This is a genomic window from Salicibibacter kimchii (genome assembly GCF_003336365.1).
Classification (GTDB): Bacteria; Bacillota; Bacilli; order Bacillales; family Marinococcaceae; genus Salicibibacter; species Salicibibacter kimchii.
Genome location: NZ_CP031092.1, coordinates 2750102 through 2769382, shown reverse-complemented (window position 1 = coordinate 2769382; position 19281 = coordinate 2750102). Strand labels below are relative to the sequence as shown.

Annotated in this window: 16 protein-coding genes; 1 reads left to right on the top strand and 15 read right to left on the bottom strand. The window is 41.1% G+C overall.

Going from position 1 to position 19281, the window contains the following annotated elements; translation table 11 throughout:
- The first annotated feature begins 6 nt into the window (after positions 1 to 6).
- Positions 7 to 1125, top strand: a complete 1119-nt coding sequence (tnpB, locus tag DT065_RS14060; protein WP_114374443.1) for an IS200/IS605 family element RNA-guided endonuclease TnpB — start codon at positions 7 to 9, stop codon at positions 1123 to 1125.
- A gap of 351 nt (positions 1126 to 1476) precedes the next feature.
- Here tnpB and DT065_RS14050 read toward each other — a convergent pair whose 3' ends face one another.
- The 15 genes from DT065_RS14050 to DT065_RS13980 form a co-directional block, all read right to left on the bottom strand.
- Positions 1477 to 2616 carry a glycerate kinase gene (locus DT065_RS14050; RefSeq protein WP_193550840.1) on the bottom strand — a complete coding sequence of 380 codons (1140 nt, stop codon included), beginning with the start codon at positions 2614 to 2616 and terminating at the stop codon, positions 1477 to 1479.
- Between the two features lie 320 nt (positions 2617 to 2936).
- On the bottom strand, positions 2937 to 3506 hold the full coding sequence (locus DT065_RS14045; protein ID WP_114374438.1) for an SCO family protein: 570 nt from the start codon (positions 3504 to 3506) through the stop codon (positions 2937 to 2939).
- Between the two features lie 363 nt (positions 3507 to 3869).
- The gene (tatC, locus tag DT065_RS14040) at positions 3870 to 4610 is read right to left on the bottom strand and encodes a twin-arginine translocase subunit TatC (protein WP_114374436.1); all 741 of its coding nucleotides are present in this window, start codon (positions 4608 to 4610) and stop codon (positions 3870 to 3872) included.
- 58 nt (positions 4611 to 4668) lie between these two features.
- Positions 4669 to 4899: a twin-arginine translocase TatA/TatE family subunit gene (gene tatA / locus DT065_RS14035; protein ID WP_114374434.1), complete on the bottom strand. Its 231-nt coding sequence runs from the start codon at positions 4897 to 4899 to the stop codon at positions 4669 to 4671.
- Between the two features lie 253 nt (positions 4900 to 5152).
- Positions 5153 to 6886, bottom strand: coding sequence for a GMC family oxidoreductase (locus DT065_RS14030; RefSeq protein ID WP_114374433.1), 1734 nt, complete (start codon positions 6884 to 6886; stop codon positions 5153 to 5155).
- A gap of 36 nt (positions 6887 to 6922) precedes the next feature.
- Positions 6923 to 7708 carry a gluconate 2-dehydrogenase subunit 3 family protein gene (locus tag DT065_RS14025; protein WP_114374431.1) on the bottom strand — a complete coding sequence of 262 codons (786 nt, stop codon included), beginning with the start codon at positions 7706 to 7708 and terminating at the stop codon, positions 6923 to 6925.
- A 429-nt stretch (positions 7709 to 8137) separates the two neighbouring features.
- The gene (locus tag DT065_RS14020) at positions 8138 to 10405 is read right to left on the bottom strand and encodes a PQQ-dependent sugar dehydrogenase (protein ID WP_227002620.1); all 2268 of its coding nucleotides are present in this window, start codon (positions 10403 to 10405) and stop codon (positions 8138 to 8140) included.
- Positions 10406 to 10626: 221 nt separating this feature from the next.
- Complete coding sequence (locus DT065_RS14015; protein ID WP_193550771.1) at positions 10627 to 11895, bottom strand: TRAP transporter large permease; 1269 nt, start codon at positions 11893 to 11895, stop codon at positions 10627 to 10629.
- A complete protein-coding gene (locus tag DT065_RS14010) occupies positions 11892 to 12395 on the bottom strand; it encodes a TRAP transporter small permease (protein ID WP_114376330.1) in 504 nt (167 codons plus the stop codon). The genes DT065_RS14015 and DT065_RS14010 overlap by 4 nt, the downstream gene beginning before the upstream one ends.
- A 62-nt stretch (positions 12396 to 12457) precedes the next feature.
- Entirely contained in the window at positions 12458 to 13522 is a 1065-nt protein-coding gene (locus tag DT065_RS14005) for a TRAP transporter substrate-binding protein (protein ID WP_227002619.1), read from the bottom strand.
- A 164-nt stretch (positions 13523 to 13686) separates the two neighbouring features.
- Positions 13687 to 14910: a CynX/NimT family MFS transporter gene (locus DT065_RS14000; RefSeq protein WP_114374429.1), complete on the bottom strand. Its 1224-nt coding sequence runs from the start codon at positions 14908 to 14910 to the stop codon at positions 13687 to 13689.
- 120 nt (positions 14911 to 15030) lie between these two features.
- Positions 15031 to 15852, bottom strand: a complete 822-nt coding sequence (locus DT065_RS13995) for a sugar phosphate isomerase/epimerase family protein (protein ID WP_114374427.1) — start codon at positions 15850 to 15852, stop codon at positions 15031 to 15033.
- Complete coding sequence (locus DT065_RS13990; protein WP_114374425.1) at positions 15849 to 17033, bottom strand: dihydrodipicolinate synthase family protein; 1185 nt, start codon at positions 17031 to 17033, stop codon at positions 15849 to 15851. Before DT065_RS13990 ends, DT065_RS13995 begins: the two co-directional genes overlap by 4 nt.
- Entirely contained in the window at positions 17017 to 18198 is a 1182-nt protein-coding gene (locus DT065_RS13985; protein WP_114374423.1) for a Gfo/Idh/MocA family protein, read from the bottom strand. Before DT065_RS13985 ends, DT065_RS13990 begins: the two co-directional genes overlap by 17 nt.
- A gap of 132 nt (positions 18199 to 18330) precedes the next feature.
- Positions 18331 to 19128 (bottom strand): AraC family transcriptional regulator, encoded by a 798-nt coding sequence (locus DT065_RS13980; protein ID WP_114374421.1) that lies wholly within the window; start codon positions 19126 to 19128, stop codon positions 18331 to 18333.
- Positions 19129 to 19281: the final 153 nt, after the last annotated feature.

Below are 19281 nucleotides of genomic sequence, written 5' to 3'. Positions count from 1 at the left end.
ACAACAATGATCGTCAATAAAGCTTATAAGTTTCGGATCTATCCAACGAAAGAACAAGAAATTTTAATCGCCAAAACCATTGGTTGCAGTCGTTTCGTATTTAATCATTTTTTGGGTAAATGGAAAAGCGAATACCAAGAAACTGGAAAAGGCTTAACCTACAATGCTTGCTCTTCCCAATTAACGCAACTAAAGAAAGAATTGGTATGGCTAAAAGAAGTTGATAGCATTGCCATACAAACATCCCTTAAACATCTTGCGGATTCCTATACCCGTTTTTTCAAGAAACAAAATAATACGCCTCGTTTTAAATCCAAAAATAACAAAGTACAAGCGTACACGACAAAACATACAAACGGCAACATTGCAATTGTCGATCATAAAATTAAATTACCGAAACTCGGTATGGTTACGTTCGCCAAAAGTCGTGAGGTCAAAGGGCGTATACTCAACGTGACCATTAAACGCAGACCAAGTGGCAAATACTTTGTTTCCATTCTCACCGAAACAGAAACAGAAGAATTACCGAAAACAGGTGAATCTGTTGGCGTTGACGTTGGTCTTAAAGACTTCGCCATTCTTTCGGACGGCACCATTCACAAAAACCCTAAGTTTTTTAGTACATTAGAACATAAGTTAGCCAAAGCCCAACGTATCCTGGCAAGGCGACAAAAAGGTTCGTCTAAATGGCATAAGCAACGCATGAAAGTTGCACGGCTTCATGAGAAAATTGAAAACGCACGTCATGATTACTTGCATAAAATCTCTACGGACATTGTCAAAAACCACGACATGATCGGAATTGAGGATTTGCAAGTATCGAATATGCTGAAAAACCACAACTTAGCCAAAGCGATTAGTGAGGTAAGTTGGTCGCGTTTTCGCACCATGCTTGAATATAAAGCAAAATGGTATGGAAAGCAGGTGATAACGGTGGCCAAAAACTTCCCTTCCAGTCAACTTTGTTCAAGTTGTGGTCACCGAAATAAAGACGTTAAAAATCTTGCGTTGCGTACGTGGGAATGTTCCCAATGCCACACGCACCACGATAGAGATATTAACGCAAGTAAAAACATTCGTGATGAAGCATTACGATTAACCGTAGGGACTGCGGGGATAGCCTAATTAAAACTTTCGGTTACGAAGGTGTTTTTAGGAATCTTCATCTTCAAATTTCGTCAGAAATTAAGGTGGAGTAGTTCAATTTCTACGAATAATATGGATGCTGTTCGAAATGCGGTGCTTGACAACGTCGCGATCACGATCGGACCCTATTATACGGTGAACAATGATTTTTACGTTTTAAACGGCGATGCGGTACCCACAAGATCGATGAACTACAGCAAGCGTACCCAGGGATGGCGCTCGTTCGACCCAAGGGCAAACACATTTCAGATCATATTCGTACATTTATTTCAAAGTTAAAAGAGCAGATGAACGGAGAATGATCCGTAGATTTAAGCCAGTCTTGATATACTATTTCAGATTATATACAACCGCAATGTTTCGGGCTGTATGCCGTAAATATTCCCGTCCATTTTTCATCGCATCTTTCACGCTGACCACGCCCGGAACTAGGCTAAAGACTGCGTCGATGCCATGGTCGTGCACTTCTTCATAACCTTTCCCGAGCTGACCACCAATCGCGATCACAAAAGTGCCGGTTTCTTTGCCTGCCTTCGCCACGCCCACAGGCGTTTTTCCATACACCGATTGACCGTCTATTTTCCCTTCACCGGTAATGATCAAATCGGCATCACGGGCAACCCCCCGGAAATCAGTTTCTTCCAACACAAGATCTATCCCCGGTTTTAGTTCGGCATTCAAATAAACCAGTAGTGCATACCCCAATCCTCCTGCCGCTCCGGCACCTGCGATATCCTTCACATCATAGCCTGTCGTCTCTACCGTTAGCTTGTGAAAATGGGCAAGGGTACTGTCGAGCTTTTGCACCATGGCGGCATCCGCTCCTTTTTGCGGACCATAAACGGTACTTGCCCCACTGTTTCCTAACAAAGGATTAGTGACGTCACAAGCTACGACGATATCCGTATGTTCCAAGCGAGCATCCAGACCCGAAAGATCAATAGAAGCCAAGGATTCAAGCCCCAATCCTCCCCTTGATATCATTTCACCATGTTCGTTCAAAAGACGTGCGCCAAGGGCTGCCATCATTCCTGCACCACCATCATTCGTCGCGCTGCCTCCGATGCCAAGAATGATTTTTCGCACGCCTTGATCGATGGCCGCTCGCATCATTTTCCCCGTACCGTAGGACGACGCAGCGCCAATGTCACGATTTGGTTCAGCAACCTGATCTAACCCTGAAGCTTGCGCCATTTCCATAATTGCCGTTTTGCCATCGGCAGAGAGGGCATATATCGCATCTACCAAATGTTCATTCGGCCCCTCCACTTGAACGGTATGGTAAACGCCATCATAATATTCGACGAGCGCTTCCATCGTTCCTTCTCCGCCATCTCCCATCGGGATCAAATGATATGCTTGATCGCCACCGGCTTGTTGAAAGCCTGAATGAATCGCTTCCGCCGCTTCTCTCGCGCTCATGCTCTCTTTAAATGAATCCGGTGCAATAATGATTTTCGCCATTGGAATTTCCCCTCGTTCATTTATGGTTGTTTCTAACAGCAAGTGGTTGAAGTAAGTATTGGATTACTCATTCAGTGATTTAATTAATTAACTTAAAAGCTAATGAGTAAAATCAAGACGTTGTTTCCTATCAAAATATTTCACGTATTCAGCCTTAGTGAGTTAGTAATGATAAAAGTTAACATAACTGCGAGCTCTTGAAATAACTGTTAAAGGAACTGTGACTAGTGAACCGTATAAAATAGTTATTCAGCTGCCTCGGTCGTTGTTAAAAGTAAAGAATCAAAACCCTACACGACAAGTAAAATTAGGATGCCAACTAACATTTAGCTCTCTAGAACTGTTTTTAAATCATCAATAAGCATATCGAGTTCATCTGGACCCATACCATTATATTCTTTAACAATAATTCCGTTAGGATTTACTAAATAAAAATTAATACCATGAGCTCTTTGACCTACTGCTCCTTCCTCTAATACAGAATTAAATGTATTTTCCGATATCTCTTTAATAGTCTCGAAATCATATCCTGTTAAAAAGTCCCATGATTCTAAATCTGCATTATGTTGTCTAGCGTATTCTTTTAATATACCTGGTGTATCATGTGACGGTTCAACACTAAAAGAAACAATATGCGGGTTATAACCATTCATCTTCAACTGCTTTTGCACATCTGCCATATTAGCAGTTGTCCTTGGACAAATCGCCCTACAATTAGTATACATAAAATTAGCTATCCACCAGTCACCTTTAAGACTTTCTGAACTTAACATCTCTTCATCTTGTGTGGTAAATTCAAAATCTGTGATTGGTTCTGACATATTAGTTTCTATCTTCTCTCCACAAGAGGCAAGAAAAATAAATATAAACAAGAATAGAATTTTTTCATATCTCATATCTTTTCCCCCTTGTATACAAAGCCACACAACTAAAAACTCTATCTCTATTCAAAAAAAGCTTACCAGGAAAATGGCTTAAATAGGTTAGCTCTCGGACAATCTCCGGGTAGCCCCACAAAACTATCCGCCGAACAAGAATTATGCCAATGATTACGGAACAGATACCAGTCGATGCTTTGGTAATAAACTGGAATTCCTTTTCATTCGCGATTGGCCATCGGCCCCCATGTTCATCCAATAACGTTCGAGCTTTTCAGATTGCTTATATTAGTCCACAACTTCATAGGTTTTATTCGCATAGAAAGGTACCTGATTACCAGCACAAGTAGTTATTAGCGTTAACTCTTATACTTATAATCCTTATACATTCTCTGTTTCGTAGTTAGATGCTTTACGTTTGTAAATAAACTTGGAGAGCCAAATGCCAGCCTCATAAAGGCAAACAAATGGAACCATAACCAAAACATCCGTCAGGAAGTCAGGTGGCGTGATTAAAACGGAAACACAGAATAAGCCGAAATAGGCGTATTTTCTAGCTTTACTTAGTGTATACGGATCTAGTAAGCCCAATGATGTTAAAAACATGAGAATAATTGGGAGCTCAAATAAGAAACCGACGGGAATCGTCGTCATCATTAAAAAGGAAAAATACTCCTGAGCTGTGATCATCATGTCAAAATGAATTTCCCCTAAGTTAATGAGAAACGCAAACGCGAGCGGATGAAGAATAAAATACCCAAAAGAAAGGCCAGCTATAAAACAGATAAAGATAGCTGGCACATAATTGAACAACGCACTTGCTTCACGCTTACTTAAGGCAGGCTTTATAAACCGCCATGCCTCATAAGCAAGATACGGCGCGGCAAAGCCTAATCCCAGAATTCCTGATAATGTGAAATAAAGCTTTAACGTATCAAGTGGCCCGAGCATCACTAATTGCTGATCGCCAATGATAAGATCAATATAGAATCTTAGCAATATAAATATGGTGATGAACAATAAAGCAAATACCATTAATGAACGAATAATCGCTCCCCGCAGGGCGGTTAGATGCTCCATGGTCGTTTGCTTTTCTTCTAACGATTGATCTTTTGATGCCATAAATAGCACCTGACTTTCCGAAGGGATAGACCTTTATTTACTAAAACGGTATAAAAATTTAGTCATCTTTATCGTTTTGTTGACTATTCTGATCTTGTTCTTGTACGTTATTTTGTTTTTTGGATTGATCAACCTCGTCATCCATGAGGTTGCTCGTTGATTGCTTAAATGCATTAAGTGTTTTCCCAAAAGCCCCGCCGATCTCCGGCAATTTCTTTGGACCAAATATCAACAAAGCTAGGATCAGTATAAGGATTAAACTAGGTACACCAACATTTAGAGGATTCAAGTCATCACCTCCTCACGAAAAAATCCTTGTGTCACTTTATATTAAAATTAGACATATTTTTTCGTTTTCTTTACCTGGACCAATTGTCCTCGCAACATTTTCTAATAATTCTAGAGAGCAGGAGATCGTTGATAATCCGAGATACCTCTGTTTACGAGCACTAGGAACATTTTTACTATATCCCCGATCGCTTATTATTTCATTCACAGCTAGGTGTCACTTTGCTAATCCAATTACAATAAGACAATCATTTTTAATTTTTTTCTACTAATATGCCACCATCTTCTTTTAGAAATTTAATCATGCCTTCTGCTGCACGATAGGCTACCGCACCAACGGTTCCAGTGGGATTACTGCTACTAAAAGTGGAAAATGAAGAAGCTCCCACTACAAACAAATTTTCCATATCCCACATTTGTGAGTAATTATTCACAGCAGAAGTCTGTGGATCATCTCCCATAATTGCCCCTCCAGCTGTGTGACTGGTTAAAGTAGTTTCATTGAACTCTGTTTCATCTGTTATTTCACTACCTTCAATTATATCCGCGCCCATTTGTTCCATAATTTCTTTGCTTTTTTCTACAGAATATCGCGCTATATTGCGATCTTGATCAGAAAATGAACAGGTAATACGTAAGAGTGGATCTCCTATGAAATCCGTGTAATTAGGATCTAAATCCATATAGTTGTGCGCCCATGGTAAATTTCCCACTTGTATGTTAATACCAAAGTTTCGATTTGTATAATATAAAGATTTTTCCTTGAACTCCTCCCCCCATGTTGGCGTATCCCCAGGAACACCATTGCTTCCAATTGGTGTGCTGCCGCTTTGAACAACGCGTGGTTCGAAACCATGAAGAAAATCAAGTTCATTATGATCCAATTGCTCTACGGTGAAGTCGCTAAGCGTTGCACCTAATGCTCCAGCTCCAGCATAGAGATTGAATTTCTTATCATTAAAAAATCCTGATACCCCATAAAAACCAAAATGCCCTGTTAAATTTTTACCGATCACACCATCACCTGTGTCTGGATTATAAGGTTCTCCGATTTCAGATAATAATAATAACCGTGTATTTGCAAACGTGAACCCGGCTAATACTACCAAATCAGCTGGTTGTTCATATTCTTCACCGGTTTGTGTATCTACATATAAAACCCCAGTTGCTTTATCTTCGTTATGCAAAACACGGGTAACATAGGCATTGTTTCGCAGTTCATAGTTGCCTGTTTTTTGAGCAGTTGATAGAACGGTAACTATAGGGTCTGCTTTCGCACCAAAATCACATCCGTACATCCCGCAAAAAGAGCAGTACACACAAGCATTGATCGTCTCTCCATCAGGATTTTCATATTGTTGCGACATGTTAGCAGAGGGCATATGGTAAGGGTGGTAGTTGAGTTCATTTGCAGCTTGTTTAAATAAGCTTGTTACCTGGGATCCCCTCATCGGTGGGTTGGGATATTCATCAGAACGTCCCGGTCTTAGTGGATCTTCCTCACCAGATACCCCGGCTGTTTTCTCGAATTTATCATAGTAAGGTTCCAATTCGTTATATGTTATCCCCCAATCCTGTAACGTCATCCCTTCAGGTATTTTGTCTTCTCCATACTGCTCAACAGTTTTACTATAAGCTTCAAAGTCATACGGCCACCAACGATACGTAGCTCCGTCCCAGTGTACTCCTGATCCTCCTGTATCGGTACCATTAATTGAATTTGTACTGTTACTTCGAATTGGTAGAGCATCTTCATTTTCAGTATTTCTTGTTGTTATTGTTTCTTTTGTTAAATCTTGAAACATTCCGTGACGGCTACTATAACGCAATTCATCCTTAGCACCAATAAAGTCCTCCATTTTCTGATCTTTACCACGTTCTAAGCCAACAACCCTGTATCCTTCTTTAGAAAGTTCTGCTGCAACGATCCCCCCTGCCCAACCAGAACCTACAATTACTACATCCACTTTATCCATTTCTGTAGCCATTTTATCCTCCCTCGTATTAGATACTAAATTCACGCTTTAACCCTGTTGATAATCCTCTAAGCTTATTGGATCCATTTTAATGAATTCGTCATTTTCAATAATATCTTCATAGGAATGCACAGCCCCTGGGAACTCTTTCATTTTCCATCCTTCCATATTTTTATTGCCACCATATAATGGATCTGCATATGCACCTTCTAATGTCATTTGACGAAGTAAGCTAAAAAAGTCACTAGCCGCTACTCCTTTCATATCTACTTCATCGTTTTCAAAATGCATTAAAATATCAATTTGTTGATTTTTCTCCACATCGTCAAACGATGCTCCAAATTGTTTGTGACTTAATTGGTTCATTTTTCGCAATCCATTAATAAATATCTCTCCTCTAGTCTGCGTTGACGTATCAACTGAAGGTTCTGACCCTGGAAAAGGTCCCTTCCTGTAATCGCTTCCATTTATCCCCCATGAACCAGCAAGTTGTTTATCTATAAAATAAGGTACACCTAAGTCAATAGCGCCTGGTCCATTGTCATCCTCCGGAAAAATACGTTCGGTAGCCTGCATTAAAACTACAAAATCTTCATACCGAGTGAAGAACATACGAGCTTCCGTAAAAGTACTTGTTTCCTCTTCATATACAGGTGAATTTGTAGTTTCTGCTTGAAAATTATTAGTTAACATTCCGCCAAGCAAGGAGCCACCAGCTACACCGCCAACAATCATACCTGTATTTTTTATAAATTTTCGACGAGTTATACCATGCTCTTTGCCTATTTCATTTGATGTCGTGTTATCCTTCTGACTGTCTTTGTTATTACTCATTTTCTTTCTCCCTTCTATGAATTTATTAGTGATATCCTCATTATCAGTTGGACTTCACTGTTATATATCTTTAAATTATGAATGTAATAACTGAAATTTTATAAAGTAGAACTTACCATCCTTCGATCTTATAATTGATGTTTAGCAATCTGTAGAATAAATTATAATTCTTGTCATAGTTTTCGACTTCTTAAATAAAGAAATAAATTATCAATTCCAGAATATATTTTTTTATAAGATATATTATCATTGATTTACTCAGCGTCACTCAAGGACTAACTGGCATCACAGAATCTAAAGCTTCTCTTGAATTTTTTTTAAGCTCTATCCTTCTATAAGTAATTTCCTACTTAAAAGAATTCGGTCTATACAGAGTATTCCTTAATATCTCTTGTGGCAGTCAATGACTGCTACAGAGAAGTTTTCATGTTATTCCCATACCTGTACTAATGCTTCAGCTTGACTATTTAGCTCATCAAATGCCTCTTCAGAAATTAATTCATTGTCTAGCTGATGGTCAAGTAAATCGTGAAATCCTCCCATGTGTTGGACTACTTTTTCTGAAGCTCCTTGATTTTCATAGTGACCCACAGCTGTCAAATGTCGCAATAAGGAGTGCGATGCTTCTTCATTAGCAAATTCTCCGCTTTCATCAAAGTTCTCAACAAGGATTTGCATACTTTCGGCACTGATTGGTTCATCATCCTGTTCACTGCTCCCAGTAACCGTGAGATCGCGTATCGTTCCGATGTCGTCGAATGATCCAAATCCGATACGTCCGTTATCGAAGGTAGTATCGTTAGCTGTCATTAACGGTTCATCGGATCCGCCCATAAAAACTGCAATATCACCAGTCTCGACATCATGCGTTATCCGTACCTGATTATATTCTTGATCAGTAATGGCTGGAGGAGGTCCTTCCGAGCCGTCCCATTGATCATCAATCCGCTCCCGATCATCATTGTTGACAACGAAAATACCGTTATGAGCGTAGATACCATTGTCTTCTGATAAATGAGCATAGTAGAACTCCGTGTCGGATTGATAGCCAAAGATCATTATTACATCGCGTCCAATAGGTTCAGGGACATCGATTCGTACATCAGCATCTATTTGAACAGAACCGAATTCCGGTCCTTCTGTTAAAATTGCGTACTCAGAAGGACGTCTTGGGCCCGGACGTGCTTCTCCCGCTTCCGCAAGGATAACTTCATCACCGGTAAACTCCCATTTTTCTGGGGTAATAGGATCCCAGGCTTCCTCATTCATTACATCAGTTATTACATGCTTGGCGTCCGTAACTTCCCAAATTTTTCCGTTCTGTTTTGACATCACATACAGTTCCCCATCAGAATCTTGACCAAATCTGAAATCAACTCGGGACGCATCGTCACCAGCTAATTCAAGCATGGTCACATTTTCACCTTCATTATCAAATAGATCCAGGGTATAAACGCTTGCATTCTCCCCCTCTCTTTGCAATTCCTCAACATCGGAATAATAAACGGTACCGCTTACGACATCACTAAAAATATATTTCCCCTGTAATTCCGGAATTTCTTCACCGCGATAAACGAAGCCTCCTACGACTGCGTTTACATCTCTCGGATTATCTAGCTCAATCACTGGATAAGTGAACCCAAACCTGTCATCATCTTCAGGAAGAGGATATACATTCTCGGGGTCTTCCCAATCAAATCTAAATGAACCCTCTCGCTCGTTCCATCCAAAATTATCTCCCGCTTCGACTTCGTATACTGAGTCCACTCTTTGTTCACCAATATTTCCGAGGAACATTCGAGATTCTCCCTCATAATCATCCCAGCTAAAACGATGCGGATTGCGTAATCCAAGTGCATAAACTTCATCCAACGCATCAGATTCCTCTATGAAAGGATTCGTAGACGGAATGCCGTATCCATTACCTTCCCCATCCGTATCTTTCGGATCAATTCGCAATATTTTTCCTTGTGGCTTGTTCTTATCCTGTGGAACGGTTGAAAAGTCAGGTACTGATTCTCCATCGCCTGATCCAATGTAAAGTAAACCATAATCTTCGTCTCCAGGCTCAGCTGTGGGATTAAAATCAATCTGCTGTATTCCATGGAAGTGCGTAGAGTATCCAATCCGCAACACTTCACGACTTGTGCCACTAAAAGTATCTTCAGCAGGATCATCAGCTGTCCATTCCGTCACTATCCCATGAAATTGTGTGTCTTCCGGATAAGGTAAGTCAGGTGTTTCTGACTCGAGCGCTTCTCCCGCTTCAGTGTGTACTGTATAAAAAACACCATTATCAGCGAACTCGGGATGAAATGTAACAAAGCCAAAGCCTGTTCCTAATCCCGGGGAGTCTACAAAATCAGGAAACTCATTCTCAATATCCAGATACTCGGTTGGTTCCCCATCCTCCACTAAATACATTGGCCCATTAAGATCAGGCACGGCTAAACGTCCTGACTCATCCGGAATTTCACTTAAATAATTGATTCTAGCCTCAGGCGCCGAGTCACTAGATGGAGGGATGCTAGTGAATTCTTCCAGTGTAATACCCAAACCTGAATGGCTCGGTTCCTCGGGAACCGGATCCGAAACCGGTTGATCCTCACCTTCCTGGGCACTCCCTATATGACTGCCTCCCATGAATGCCACAATGAGTAATCCCATACTAGCCTGATGCCATGGTCTTTTTCCCATTATTAATTTCTCCTTTCTTTAAATTTTGAATAGTCACGGCAGAACTTATCATCCCTATCCTCCTTATTTACGATAATAGAATGATATGGTGTATATTGTAAGCAAATACATTATTTACATCTTCCTATTTATGGAATTCTATTACCATTTTCGGAACTTCTTTTTATACAAATAAAAAAAGAGACCAACCCAACATTCAGATTGATCTCTTAATATATCACTTAATCATTTATAAACGAAGGCAAGAATGTTGACATGCCAGGTGTAAATGTAATGATAAGTAACGCGATTATGAGCACAAAAACAAACGGGAGCGTTGCCCTTATTACAGTTGTTAAAGGTAGTTTGCTGACACCGGCCCCAACAAATAAATTCAAACCAAATGGCGGCGTTACCATACCAATAGCCAAGTTTACGATCATAACAACACCTAAATGCACCGGACTCATGCCAAATTCCATCATAATTGGCAGGAATATTGGCGTGAGTATTAAAACTGCTGCGCTTGTATCCATAAACATCCCGACTACAAGTAGAATCACTGTAATCAGCAACATAATAACAATAGGATTATTCGAAATGGAAAGGACATTACTGGCTATATCGCTTGGAATTTGCTCCATTGTTAAATACCAGCTAAAAATTTGCGCACTTGCGATAACAATCATAACCATAGAGGAAATCAGTACTGAACGTTTTGTAACCTCAAATAACTTCTTCATATTTATTTCTCTATATATAAACATGCCGATAAACAAACTGTAAAAAATCGCAACAGCCGCTGCTTCAGTTGGAGTAAACACACCGAAATAAATCCCACCAAGAACGATTACCGGCATGAGTATCCCCCAAAAAGCATTGATGAAAGAGCGCACGATTTCCTTGATTGAACTTCTTTCCCCGGGCTTATGCCCTTGCTTTCGAGCGATAACGTAACTAACAATAATTAACACAAATCCTATAAATATCCCCGGTATAATTCCGGCGATAAATAATTCACTGATCGAAACTTCAGCGGTGACGCCATATACAAGTAAAGTAATACTAGGGGGGATAATAATACCCACTGAACCGGCAGCACACATTAAACCAACCGAAAATTTAGCGGTATACTGCGAATCTCTAAGCGAAGGAATCATAACTCCGCCGACTGCAGCTACCGTAGCAGGGCTCGACCCAGACAGCGATGCAAAGAACATCGAAGAAATTACCCCGGCAATTGGTAAACCACCCGTTGTCCACCCCACCAGTTTTTTTGCCACATCAATTAATCTTCTCGAAGCTCCTCCGGCCAACATTAAATCACCGGCAAAAATGAAAAACGGGATCGCCATTAAAGTAAACGAATCTAACCCTGAAAACATGTTTCTTGTAACATTATCCAAAGAATGACCGGCATCAAGCACGGCATAAATACTGCCAAGCCCAAGCGCTGCTGCCAAAGGTGTACCTATAACCATTAATAAGATGAATAAAAGAACCGCGATCATGAGTGATCCCCTCCCATGCCTTGGTTATTAGGATCACTTTTAATATCCTCTACTATAAGTTGAATAAATCTGTATAACATTAGGGAAGCACCAAACGGAATTGCCAAATAAGGTATATACATTGGAATCTCTAAAGCCGGCGTTATACTAGAAAATGCAGCAACATTTTGGATCGTTTGAATACCGGATACGATCAAAAATACGCAAAAGATAATAGCAAAGAAGGACGCTAAAATAGACAAAACTTTTTTGACTCTCGCGGAAACATAGGAAACTAATACATCCACTTTGGCATGTGCTCGCTCTCTAACTGCGAAACTGCTTCCAATAAATATAAACCAGATGATTAAATATCGTGCCGCTTCCCCGGACCAAGGTATGGATGTATTAAATACATATCTCATAACAACGTTAAGAAATATAAGCCCCGATGCAGCAATTAATGATATTACCCCAAAATATTCTTCTAGGTGATCTAAAAATTTGTTTAGTTTGGTCAATGCAACCACCCTTTTATATAACAAGGGGAGATGAATACGCCTCCCCTTGTTATAACTTTATACTAGTTTTCCACGATATCTAATAATTCTTCTCCATCTTCAATAGTATCCCTAAACTCATCATAAACCTCTTCACTCGCTTCTCTGAATTCCTCCCTTTCCTCATCGGAAAGTTCGTTGATCTCTATAGATTCCTCCTCAAGCGTTTCAGCATATTCCTCTTCGGATTCTTCAGAAACGTCCCACTGCCATTCATTTACCTCATCGGCAACTTCGTGAAGCGTTTCTTGTAAATCTTCCGGGAGCTCTTGATAAAAGGTTTCACTAATGAGTAATGGATATCCCATATAACCGTGTTCACTATAAGTCATATAGTCCTGAGCTTCGTAGTAGCTTTGCGAGACAATATTGGAAAGAGGGTTTTCTTGCCCATCTACTGTACCCTGTTCCAATGATGTATACAATTCATTTAAGTCTATCGATTCAGCACTGGCTCCCCAAGCTTCAAATTGTGAAATGAGTAAAGGACTTTGAGATGCCCGCATCGATAACCCCTGCATATCTTCAAGGGTTTCAATAGGCCTATCGGAATTTGTAAAATGTTTAAATCCACCATCCCAGAATCCTAAGAATCTTAAGTCTTGATCCGGGAGATATTCATTGAGAGCTTCTCCCAGCTCTCCTGTGGACATTTCAAAAGCATGCTCTCGGTCTTCAAATAAATAGGGCAAATCGTATACTTGATATTGCGGCACAAAAGAAGGCAGCACACCTGTAAAAGGAGCGTTCATTTCTACAGTACCTGATTGCATTTGTTCGATGATTTCGCGGTCACTACCTAACTGAGAGTCAGGGTAAACATCCACAGCTATTCTACCATCTGTTCGCTCTTCCAATTGTTCAGCAAAATAATCAGCTGCCTGACCTTTTGCTGTGCCCGGAGCTACAACATGGGCGAATTGAATTTCATACTCGCTATCGTTTGTATCAGTTTCGTTGGTTTCTTCCTGTTCGCCATTGGCATCACCATCTGCTTGATCATCTGAGACTTCCTCACTACTAACCCCACAAGCGCTTGCGACTAGAAGTGTAGCAACCATTGACCCGCCTAACCAAAACTTTTTCATAATTCAACCTCCCCAGTTTATATTTAGACCTGATTGACATTGCAACATTTCTTTTCTCTTATTTTAAGCGCTTTCAAACTAGACGTCTTATTATATTGGGAATTCAATTCTCAATTTCGGAATCAAATAACAGCTGCGTTCCGGCCCTTCATTCCCACCAACATTCATCCCCTGCTTAGTTGTTGTTCCGAAAATACATGCGCATCTTTTCCCGCAAATAGTCCCGCGATTAGCAAAAGTATAATCACTAAAGAGAGAATGACCAACGGAATAAACCACGAACCTGTAAAATCGAAGATCAATCCCAATAATATTGGGCCGGTTGCCGCGAGTAAATACCCAAACGACTGGGCCATTCCCGACAATTGTGAGGCTTGGCCAGCGGATGTTGTGCGTAAATTAAATAAAACTAATGATAAACTAATACTCGCACCATTTGCGCCTCCAAGTAAGGTAATAAAAAATACATGGGCAAGCAGAGAATCTCCTATATAAAGCAAACCGGACATTGCGAAAAAATAAAAAAGAGCTATCACCACAATGATTACACGTTGGTTTTGCATGCGAGTGGCAAGGATCGGTGTTATAAACGTCATTGGTAAACCGCTTAATTGCATGTATGCTAATAACATACCGGCAGTGGCGATAGGAATACCATTAGCTTGAACAATCTCTGGTAACCAAGTAACCATACTGTAGTAAAGCATAGATTGCAATCCCATAAAAGCGGTTACTTGCCATGCTAAAGGTGACTGCCATAATTTTCCTTTTGTTGATTGAGAAGATCTCTCTTTCTTTCGGTTAGCATTAGCACCGCGTAATAGAGGTGCCCAGCAAATCAAACCTATAACTGCGATGATACTCCACGTTGCTAGTGAGCCATTCCATTCTAAGTTAAAATTGAAAACAAGCGGAATGCTAAGACCGGAAGCGATGGTGGCGAAAAGACTCATCGATGTTGTGTATACACTGGTCATTACCCCTTGTAGCCTGTCGAATTTCTGCTTCACAAAACCGGGGAGTAGTACATTACATAGGGCAATTCCCACCCCGACAATCGCTGTGCCGATAAACAGCATGGAGGTTATTCCGAATGAACGTAATAGAATGCCAATTAAGAGCGTAGTAAGCCCGAAAAATATTGCCCATTCAATGCCCCATTTTTTTGCAAGGATTGGCGCAGCAATGGAAAAGCAAGCAAAAGCGAGAAGGGGAACTGTCGTAATGAAACCCGCTTGACTGTTTGTAATTCCCAGATCATCTCTAATAATACCAACAAGTGGTCCAACACTGGTAATCGCCGGACGAAGATTGAACGCGACGAATACAATGGCTACTATGGCGATAAACGTTTTTTTGTTCATGCGCAGTTTTTTAAGGCGAACCATTCCAGTCTCCTTATTTAATCATATTTAATTGTACCGAAGATCCGCAAGCGCAGGGGTGACCGTCACGTTTATTTAGATAGCGCTCACTTTCAACCTATACATACGGGGATGACCGTTTTTTTACACAAAACGGCCATAACGCTCCTTCATTAATTGTAGTGTATCTGCCCCGGGCGCATCCCAAATTTTTTGGTTCATGATTTCAACCTCAATCGGACCATGATAACCATTTGCTTCAACGGCTTGTCGTATTTTCGGGATGTCAATGACACCATCCCCCATCATTGACCGTCCTTTGAACATATCGTGCATCGGTACTTTCCAATCGGATACGTGAAAACCAAGCATTGTTCCTTTTGCTTTTTCTATTTCTTCATAAAGGTACGGATCCCACCAGACATGAAAGACATCGACGACAACCCCTACTTGGGATGAAGCGATGGATCGCTGCATGGCATTGGCTTCTCCCAAAGTGACGATGACGGAACGATCGGCAGCATACATCGGATGCAACGGCTCGATACCAAGTTTGATACCATGCTCTTCGGCAAATGGCACGAGATGCTCAATACCTTCTTGAACCCATTTTCTGCTTTGTTCAAGATTTTTGTCCGGTGAAGGGCCGCAAACGAGCACTAGGGTGTCCGTTCCAAGTTCTGCTGCTTCTTCAATCGCTCGTTTATTGTCATCGATTCGTTCTGTTCTTTCAGCAGCGGTTGTTGCCGGAAACATGCCTCCGCGACAAAGACTCGACACTTTCAACCCATGCCCATCAATCAGCTTTTTACTTTCTTTTAAGCCGATCGCTTCAACTTTGTGACGCCATACAGAAATCCAGGGAACATCTTGCTGGGCACAACCTTCCACAGCTTCTCGGAGGTTCCAATTTTCTGTTGTGATCTGATTCAAACTTAAACGATCTAATCCCGCCGGTTTTGTCATTTTGCAGCCTCCGTTTGTCTAACACCCGATTGTACGAGCCACTGCTTCATCCGTTCTGTTGCCATCACCGGATCCGTAAGTACATTACCCTGATCCGCCAGTTCAAACAAGCGAGCAAAGTGGATCGTTGAACGTGCACTTTCCGCCCCACCAATCATACGAAAATGTGATTGATGACCATTTAAATATGCAAGGAAGACAACGCCTGTTTTATATGAAAATGTTGGTTTCTGAAAAATGTGGCGAGCTAATGGCACTGTTTTATCCATCTTCTCGCGAAATACATCAACTTTTCCGTAGTCTAAATCATTAAGTGCCGATGCCGCTGCAGGGGCAATCGCATCAAAAATGCCGAGCAACGCATCGCTAAATCCTTGCTCATCCCCTTGAATTAATTCCGGATAATTAAAATCATCGCCTGTATACATTCTGACGCTTGAAGGAAGTTTCCGACGCATTATGATTTCCTTGTCTTTATCTAATAATGAAATCTTAATACCATCCACCTTATCTTCATTTTCGCGGATGATTCTCAGGCAAACTTCCATAGCTTCATCAAGATCTTCACTTCCCCAGTAACCTTGAAGGTTCGGATCAAACATGTCACCGAGCCAGTGTAAAATCACCGGTTCTGAGACTTGGGATAAAATTCTGCCATACACCTTTTCATAGTCACTCGCTGACGTAGCACTAGCTGCCAAAGCACGGCTCGCCATTAAAATGATTTTCCCGCCCTCTGCTTCCACATGGGCGCATTGTTCTTCGTAAGCATGAATGACTTCGTCTATGGTTGTCGACGGGGTCGGTGCTAAATGATCCGTCCCTACCCCGCAAGCAATTTCACCATTAACGGCCTTTGCTTCTTTCACCGATCTCGTAATCAGTTCCTTAGCATGCGACCACTGTAACCCCATTCCACGCTGTGCGGTATCCATCGCTTCGGCAACAGATAATCCCAGAGACCACAAATAATGGCGATACTGAAGGGTCGCATCCCAGTCAATCGCGGGCGATTGAATGGGATCCACATCAGCTAACGGATCAGCGACAACGTGGGCTGCTGAAAACGCTTTCCGATATTTTGATTGAAAAGAAGATTGCTCTTTGGCGTATTCAGGATTTTGCAATATATACTTTTGCATGCTTCGATCCACTTGCGGCAGATCAATTGATATTGGCATGCTTATCAACCCCTTCGACACTCAATTCCGGCACATCCAACCATCGACGCTCCTTTGATGATTGTAGTCCCAGATCAGAAAGCTGCGTTCCTCGCGCCCCTTCCAACAAATCCCAAGGAAACGGATCATTTTGGTGAACATGTTTAAAGAATAGCTCCCACTGTATTTTGAAAGCATTTTCAAACAGTGTATTATTAGGAACCTCCGCCCATTGATCTTGAAATTTAATAGTGTTTTCCAGATCTGGATTCCACACGGGCTTTGGCGTATTTACTCGATGTTGGGTCTTGCAACCTCGAAGGCCTGCTACTGCACTACCTTCTGTTCCATCAACTTGAATTGTTAACAAGTCATCACGGTTCACGCGCACAGCCCAGGACGAATTAACTTGCGCGATAGCGCCACCCTCTAACTCAAATGTACCATAGGCAGCGTCATCGGCCGTTGCTTCATATTCATGACCTTCTTCGTCGACACGCCTTGGGATGTGCGTTGCTGCTGTACAGGAAACAGCTTTCACGGAACCGAAAAGGTGATCGAGCACGTATCGCCAATGGGGAAACATATCCACAATAATGCCTCCGCCTTCTTCTTGTTTATAATTCCAGGAAGGACGTTGCCCCTCTTGCCAATCCCCTTCAAACACCCAATAGCCAAATTCCATACGTACGGACAAAATCTCACCGAAAAAGCCTGCATCAATTAAACGCTTTAATTTCATGACTCCGGGCAAGAATAATTTATCTTGAACAACACCGTTTTTAACACCGGCATCCTCAGCTAATTTCGCTAACTCAAGAGACCCTTCAAGCGTTGTGGCTGTTGGTTTTTCGCAATAGATATGTTTTCCGGCTTCAATCGCTTGCTTAATGCCTTCTGAACGACGAGATGTCGTTTGTGAATCAAAATATATTCGATTATAGTCATCTGAAAGTGCTTCCTTTAAATCAGTCGTCCATCGTTCAATTTGATGCTCTTCGCTTAAGGCTTTTAATTTATTTTCGTTGCGTCCCACTAAGATTGGATCGGGCATGATGGTATCGCCATTTTCCAGAAGAACGCCACCCTGCTCACGAATCGCCAGAATTGAGCGGATTAAATGTTGGCGCGTTCCCATTCTCCCTGTTACACCGTTCATAATGATGCCATATTTATGAACCGTCATAGGTATCTTCCTCCTTGTATTTAATAATTTCATTTTATTTTATAAAAATTTTGGTGTCTTACTAATAAAAGAAAGATATTCTCATTTTCGGAATTAAAAAAGAGCGACTCACAGGAGTGCCCTTCACATGTGCTATGCCTTTTTATTCGCCCAGGTGGTACGGTAAACATTAGGAGGAACACCAATTTGATTTTTAAATATACGATAAAAGGTGGACAGGGACTCGAATCCGACTTCAAAACATATCGATACAATGCTTTTATTCGTTTCAATTAGCATTTTTTTGACTAGTCCGATTCTTACTTCGGTTAAATATTGCATGGGCGTACGGTTATACATTTCCTTAAAAATACTTTGGGCATAGCGCTTGCTCATGTTCATTTTATTTGCTAAATCTTCCGCGCTTTCAATTTCAAAATATCGTCTTTCAATATAATTTTTTATCCTTTCGACCCTAAGGACGTTTTGATCGACGATGTGACCTTCCTGTTTGGAACGAATGAGGATGCACAACATCTCTGATAAATGAATTTTAATGACCATTTCTCGAATGTGATCTCCATGCGATTGTTCATACAACATTTTACGTAAAAGCTGTCTGAACTCACTGCTGTCAAAAGCGTTTAACACTCTAACCTCCGATTGCTGAAAAGCTTCCGCCAATAACTCATTTTGCACATCATCGCTCAATATTTTTTCGTCAAATTCCAGTACCAACACCGTCATTTTCGACTGTGCCTCGATAGAATGCGAGGTGAACGGAGCGATCACCAGCAAACTGTCTGGTCTGATGCAATACTCTTGTTCATCCAAAAAACAAGAGCCGTTACCATCCAAAGCATATAGAATTTGATACGTTTGATGGAAATGCTTTTTTACTTTGTCATTTTCCTTATGCTTGCTTTCATAAATATTGATTTTATCATTCATTTTCCCGCTAAATCCTCCCTCCCGCTCTATTTTTCAATATGATGTTCCATTAATATATTCGTAATAAAATCCTTGATATGTGAAGCTCTGGCTGTTCTTTTACCGTCCTGTCGAAAGGTTTGTGTGCACACATAGGCGTTTCTCCCTCAGAAC

Excerpts from the sequence above, each read along its gene's own strand:
- tnpB (WP_114374443.1), top strand. The coding sequence starts at position 7 with ATGATCGTCAATAAAGCTTATAAGTTTCGGATCTATCCAACGAAAGAA.
- DT065_RS14045 (WP_114374438.1), bottom strand. The coding sequence starts at position 3,506 with ATGAGATATGAAAAAATTCTATTCTTGTTTATATTTATTTTTCTTGCC.
- tatC (WP_114374436.1), bottom strand. The coding sequence starts at position 4,610 with ATGGCATCAAAAGATCAATCGTTAGAAGAAAAGCAAACGACCATGGAG.
- DT065_RS14030 (WP_114374433.1), bottom strand. The coding sequence starts at position 6,886 with ATGGCTACAGAAATGGATAAAGTGGATGTAGTAATTGTAGGTTCTGGT.
- DT065_RS14025 (WP_114374431.1), bottom strand. The coding sequence starts at position 7,708 with ATGAGTAATAACAAAGACAGTCAGAAGGATAACACGACATCAAATGAA.
- DT065_RS14020 (WP_227002620.1), bottom strand. The coding sequence starts at position 10,405 with ATGGGAAAAAGACCATGGCATCAGGCTAGTATGGGATTACTCATTGTG.
- DT065_RS14015 (WP_193550771.1), bottom strand. The coding sequence starts at position 11,895 with ATGATCGCGGTTCTTTTATTCATCTTATTAATGGTTATAGGTACACCT.
- DT065_RS14005 (WP_227002619.1), bottom strand. The coding sequence starts at position 13,522 with ATGAAAAAGTTTTGGTTAGGCGGGTCAATGGTTGCTACACTTCTAGTC.
- DT065_RS14000 (WP_114374429.1), bottom strand. The coding sequence starts at position 14,910 with ATGGTTCGCCTTAAAAAACTGCGCATGAACAAAAAAACGTTTATCGCC.
- DT065_RS13995 (WP_114374427.1), bottom strand. The coding sequence starts at position 15,852 with ATGACAAAACCGGCGGGATTAGATCGTTTAAGTTTGAATCAGATCACA.
- DT065_RS13990 (WP_114374425.1), bottom strand. The coding sequence starts at position 17,033 with ATGCCAATATCAATTGATCTGCCGCAAGTGGATCGAAGCATGCAAAAG.
- DT065_RS13985 (WP_114374423.1), bottom strand. The coding sequence starts at position 18,198 with ATGACGGTTCATAAATATGGCATCATTATGAACGGTGTAACAGGGAGA.
- DT065_RS13980 (WP_114374421.1), bottom strand. The coding sequence starts at position 19,128 with ATGAATGATAAAATCAATATTTATGAAAGCAAGCATAAGGAAAATGAC.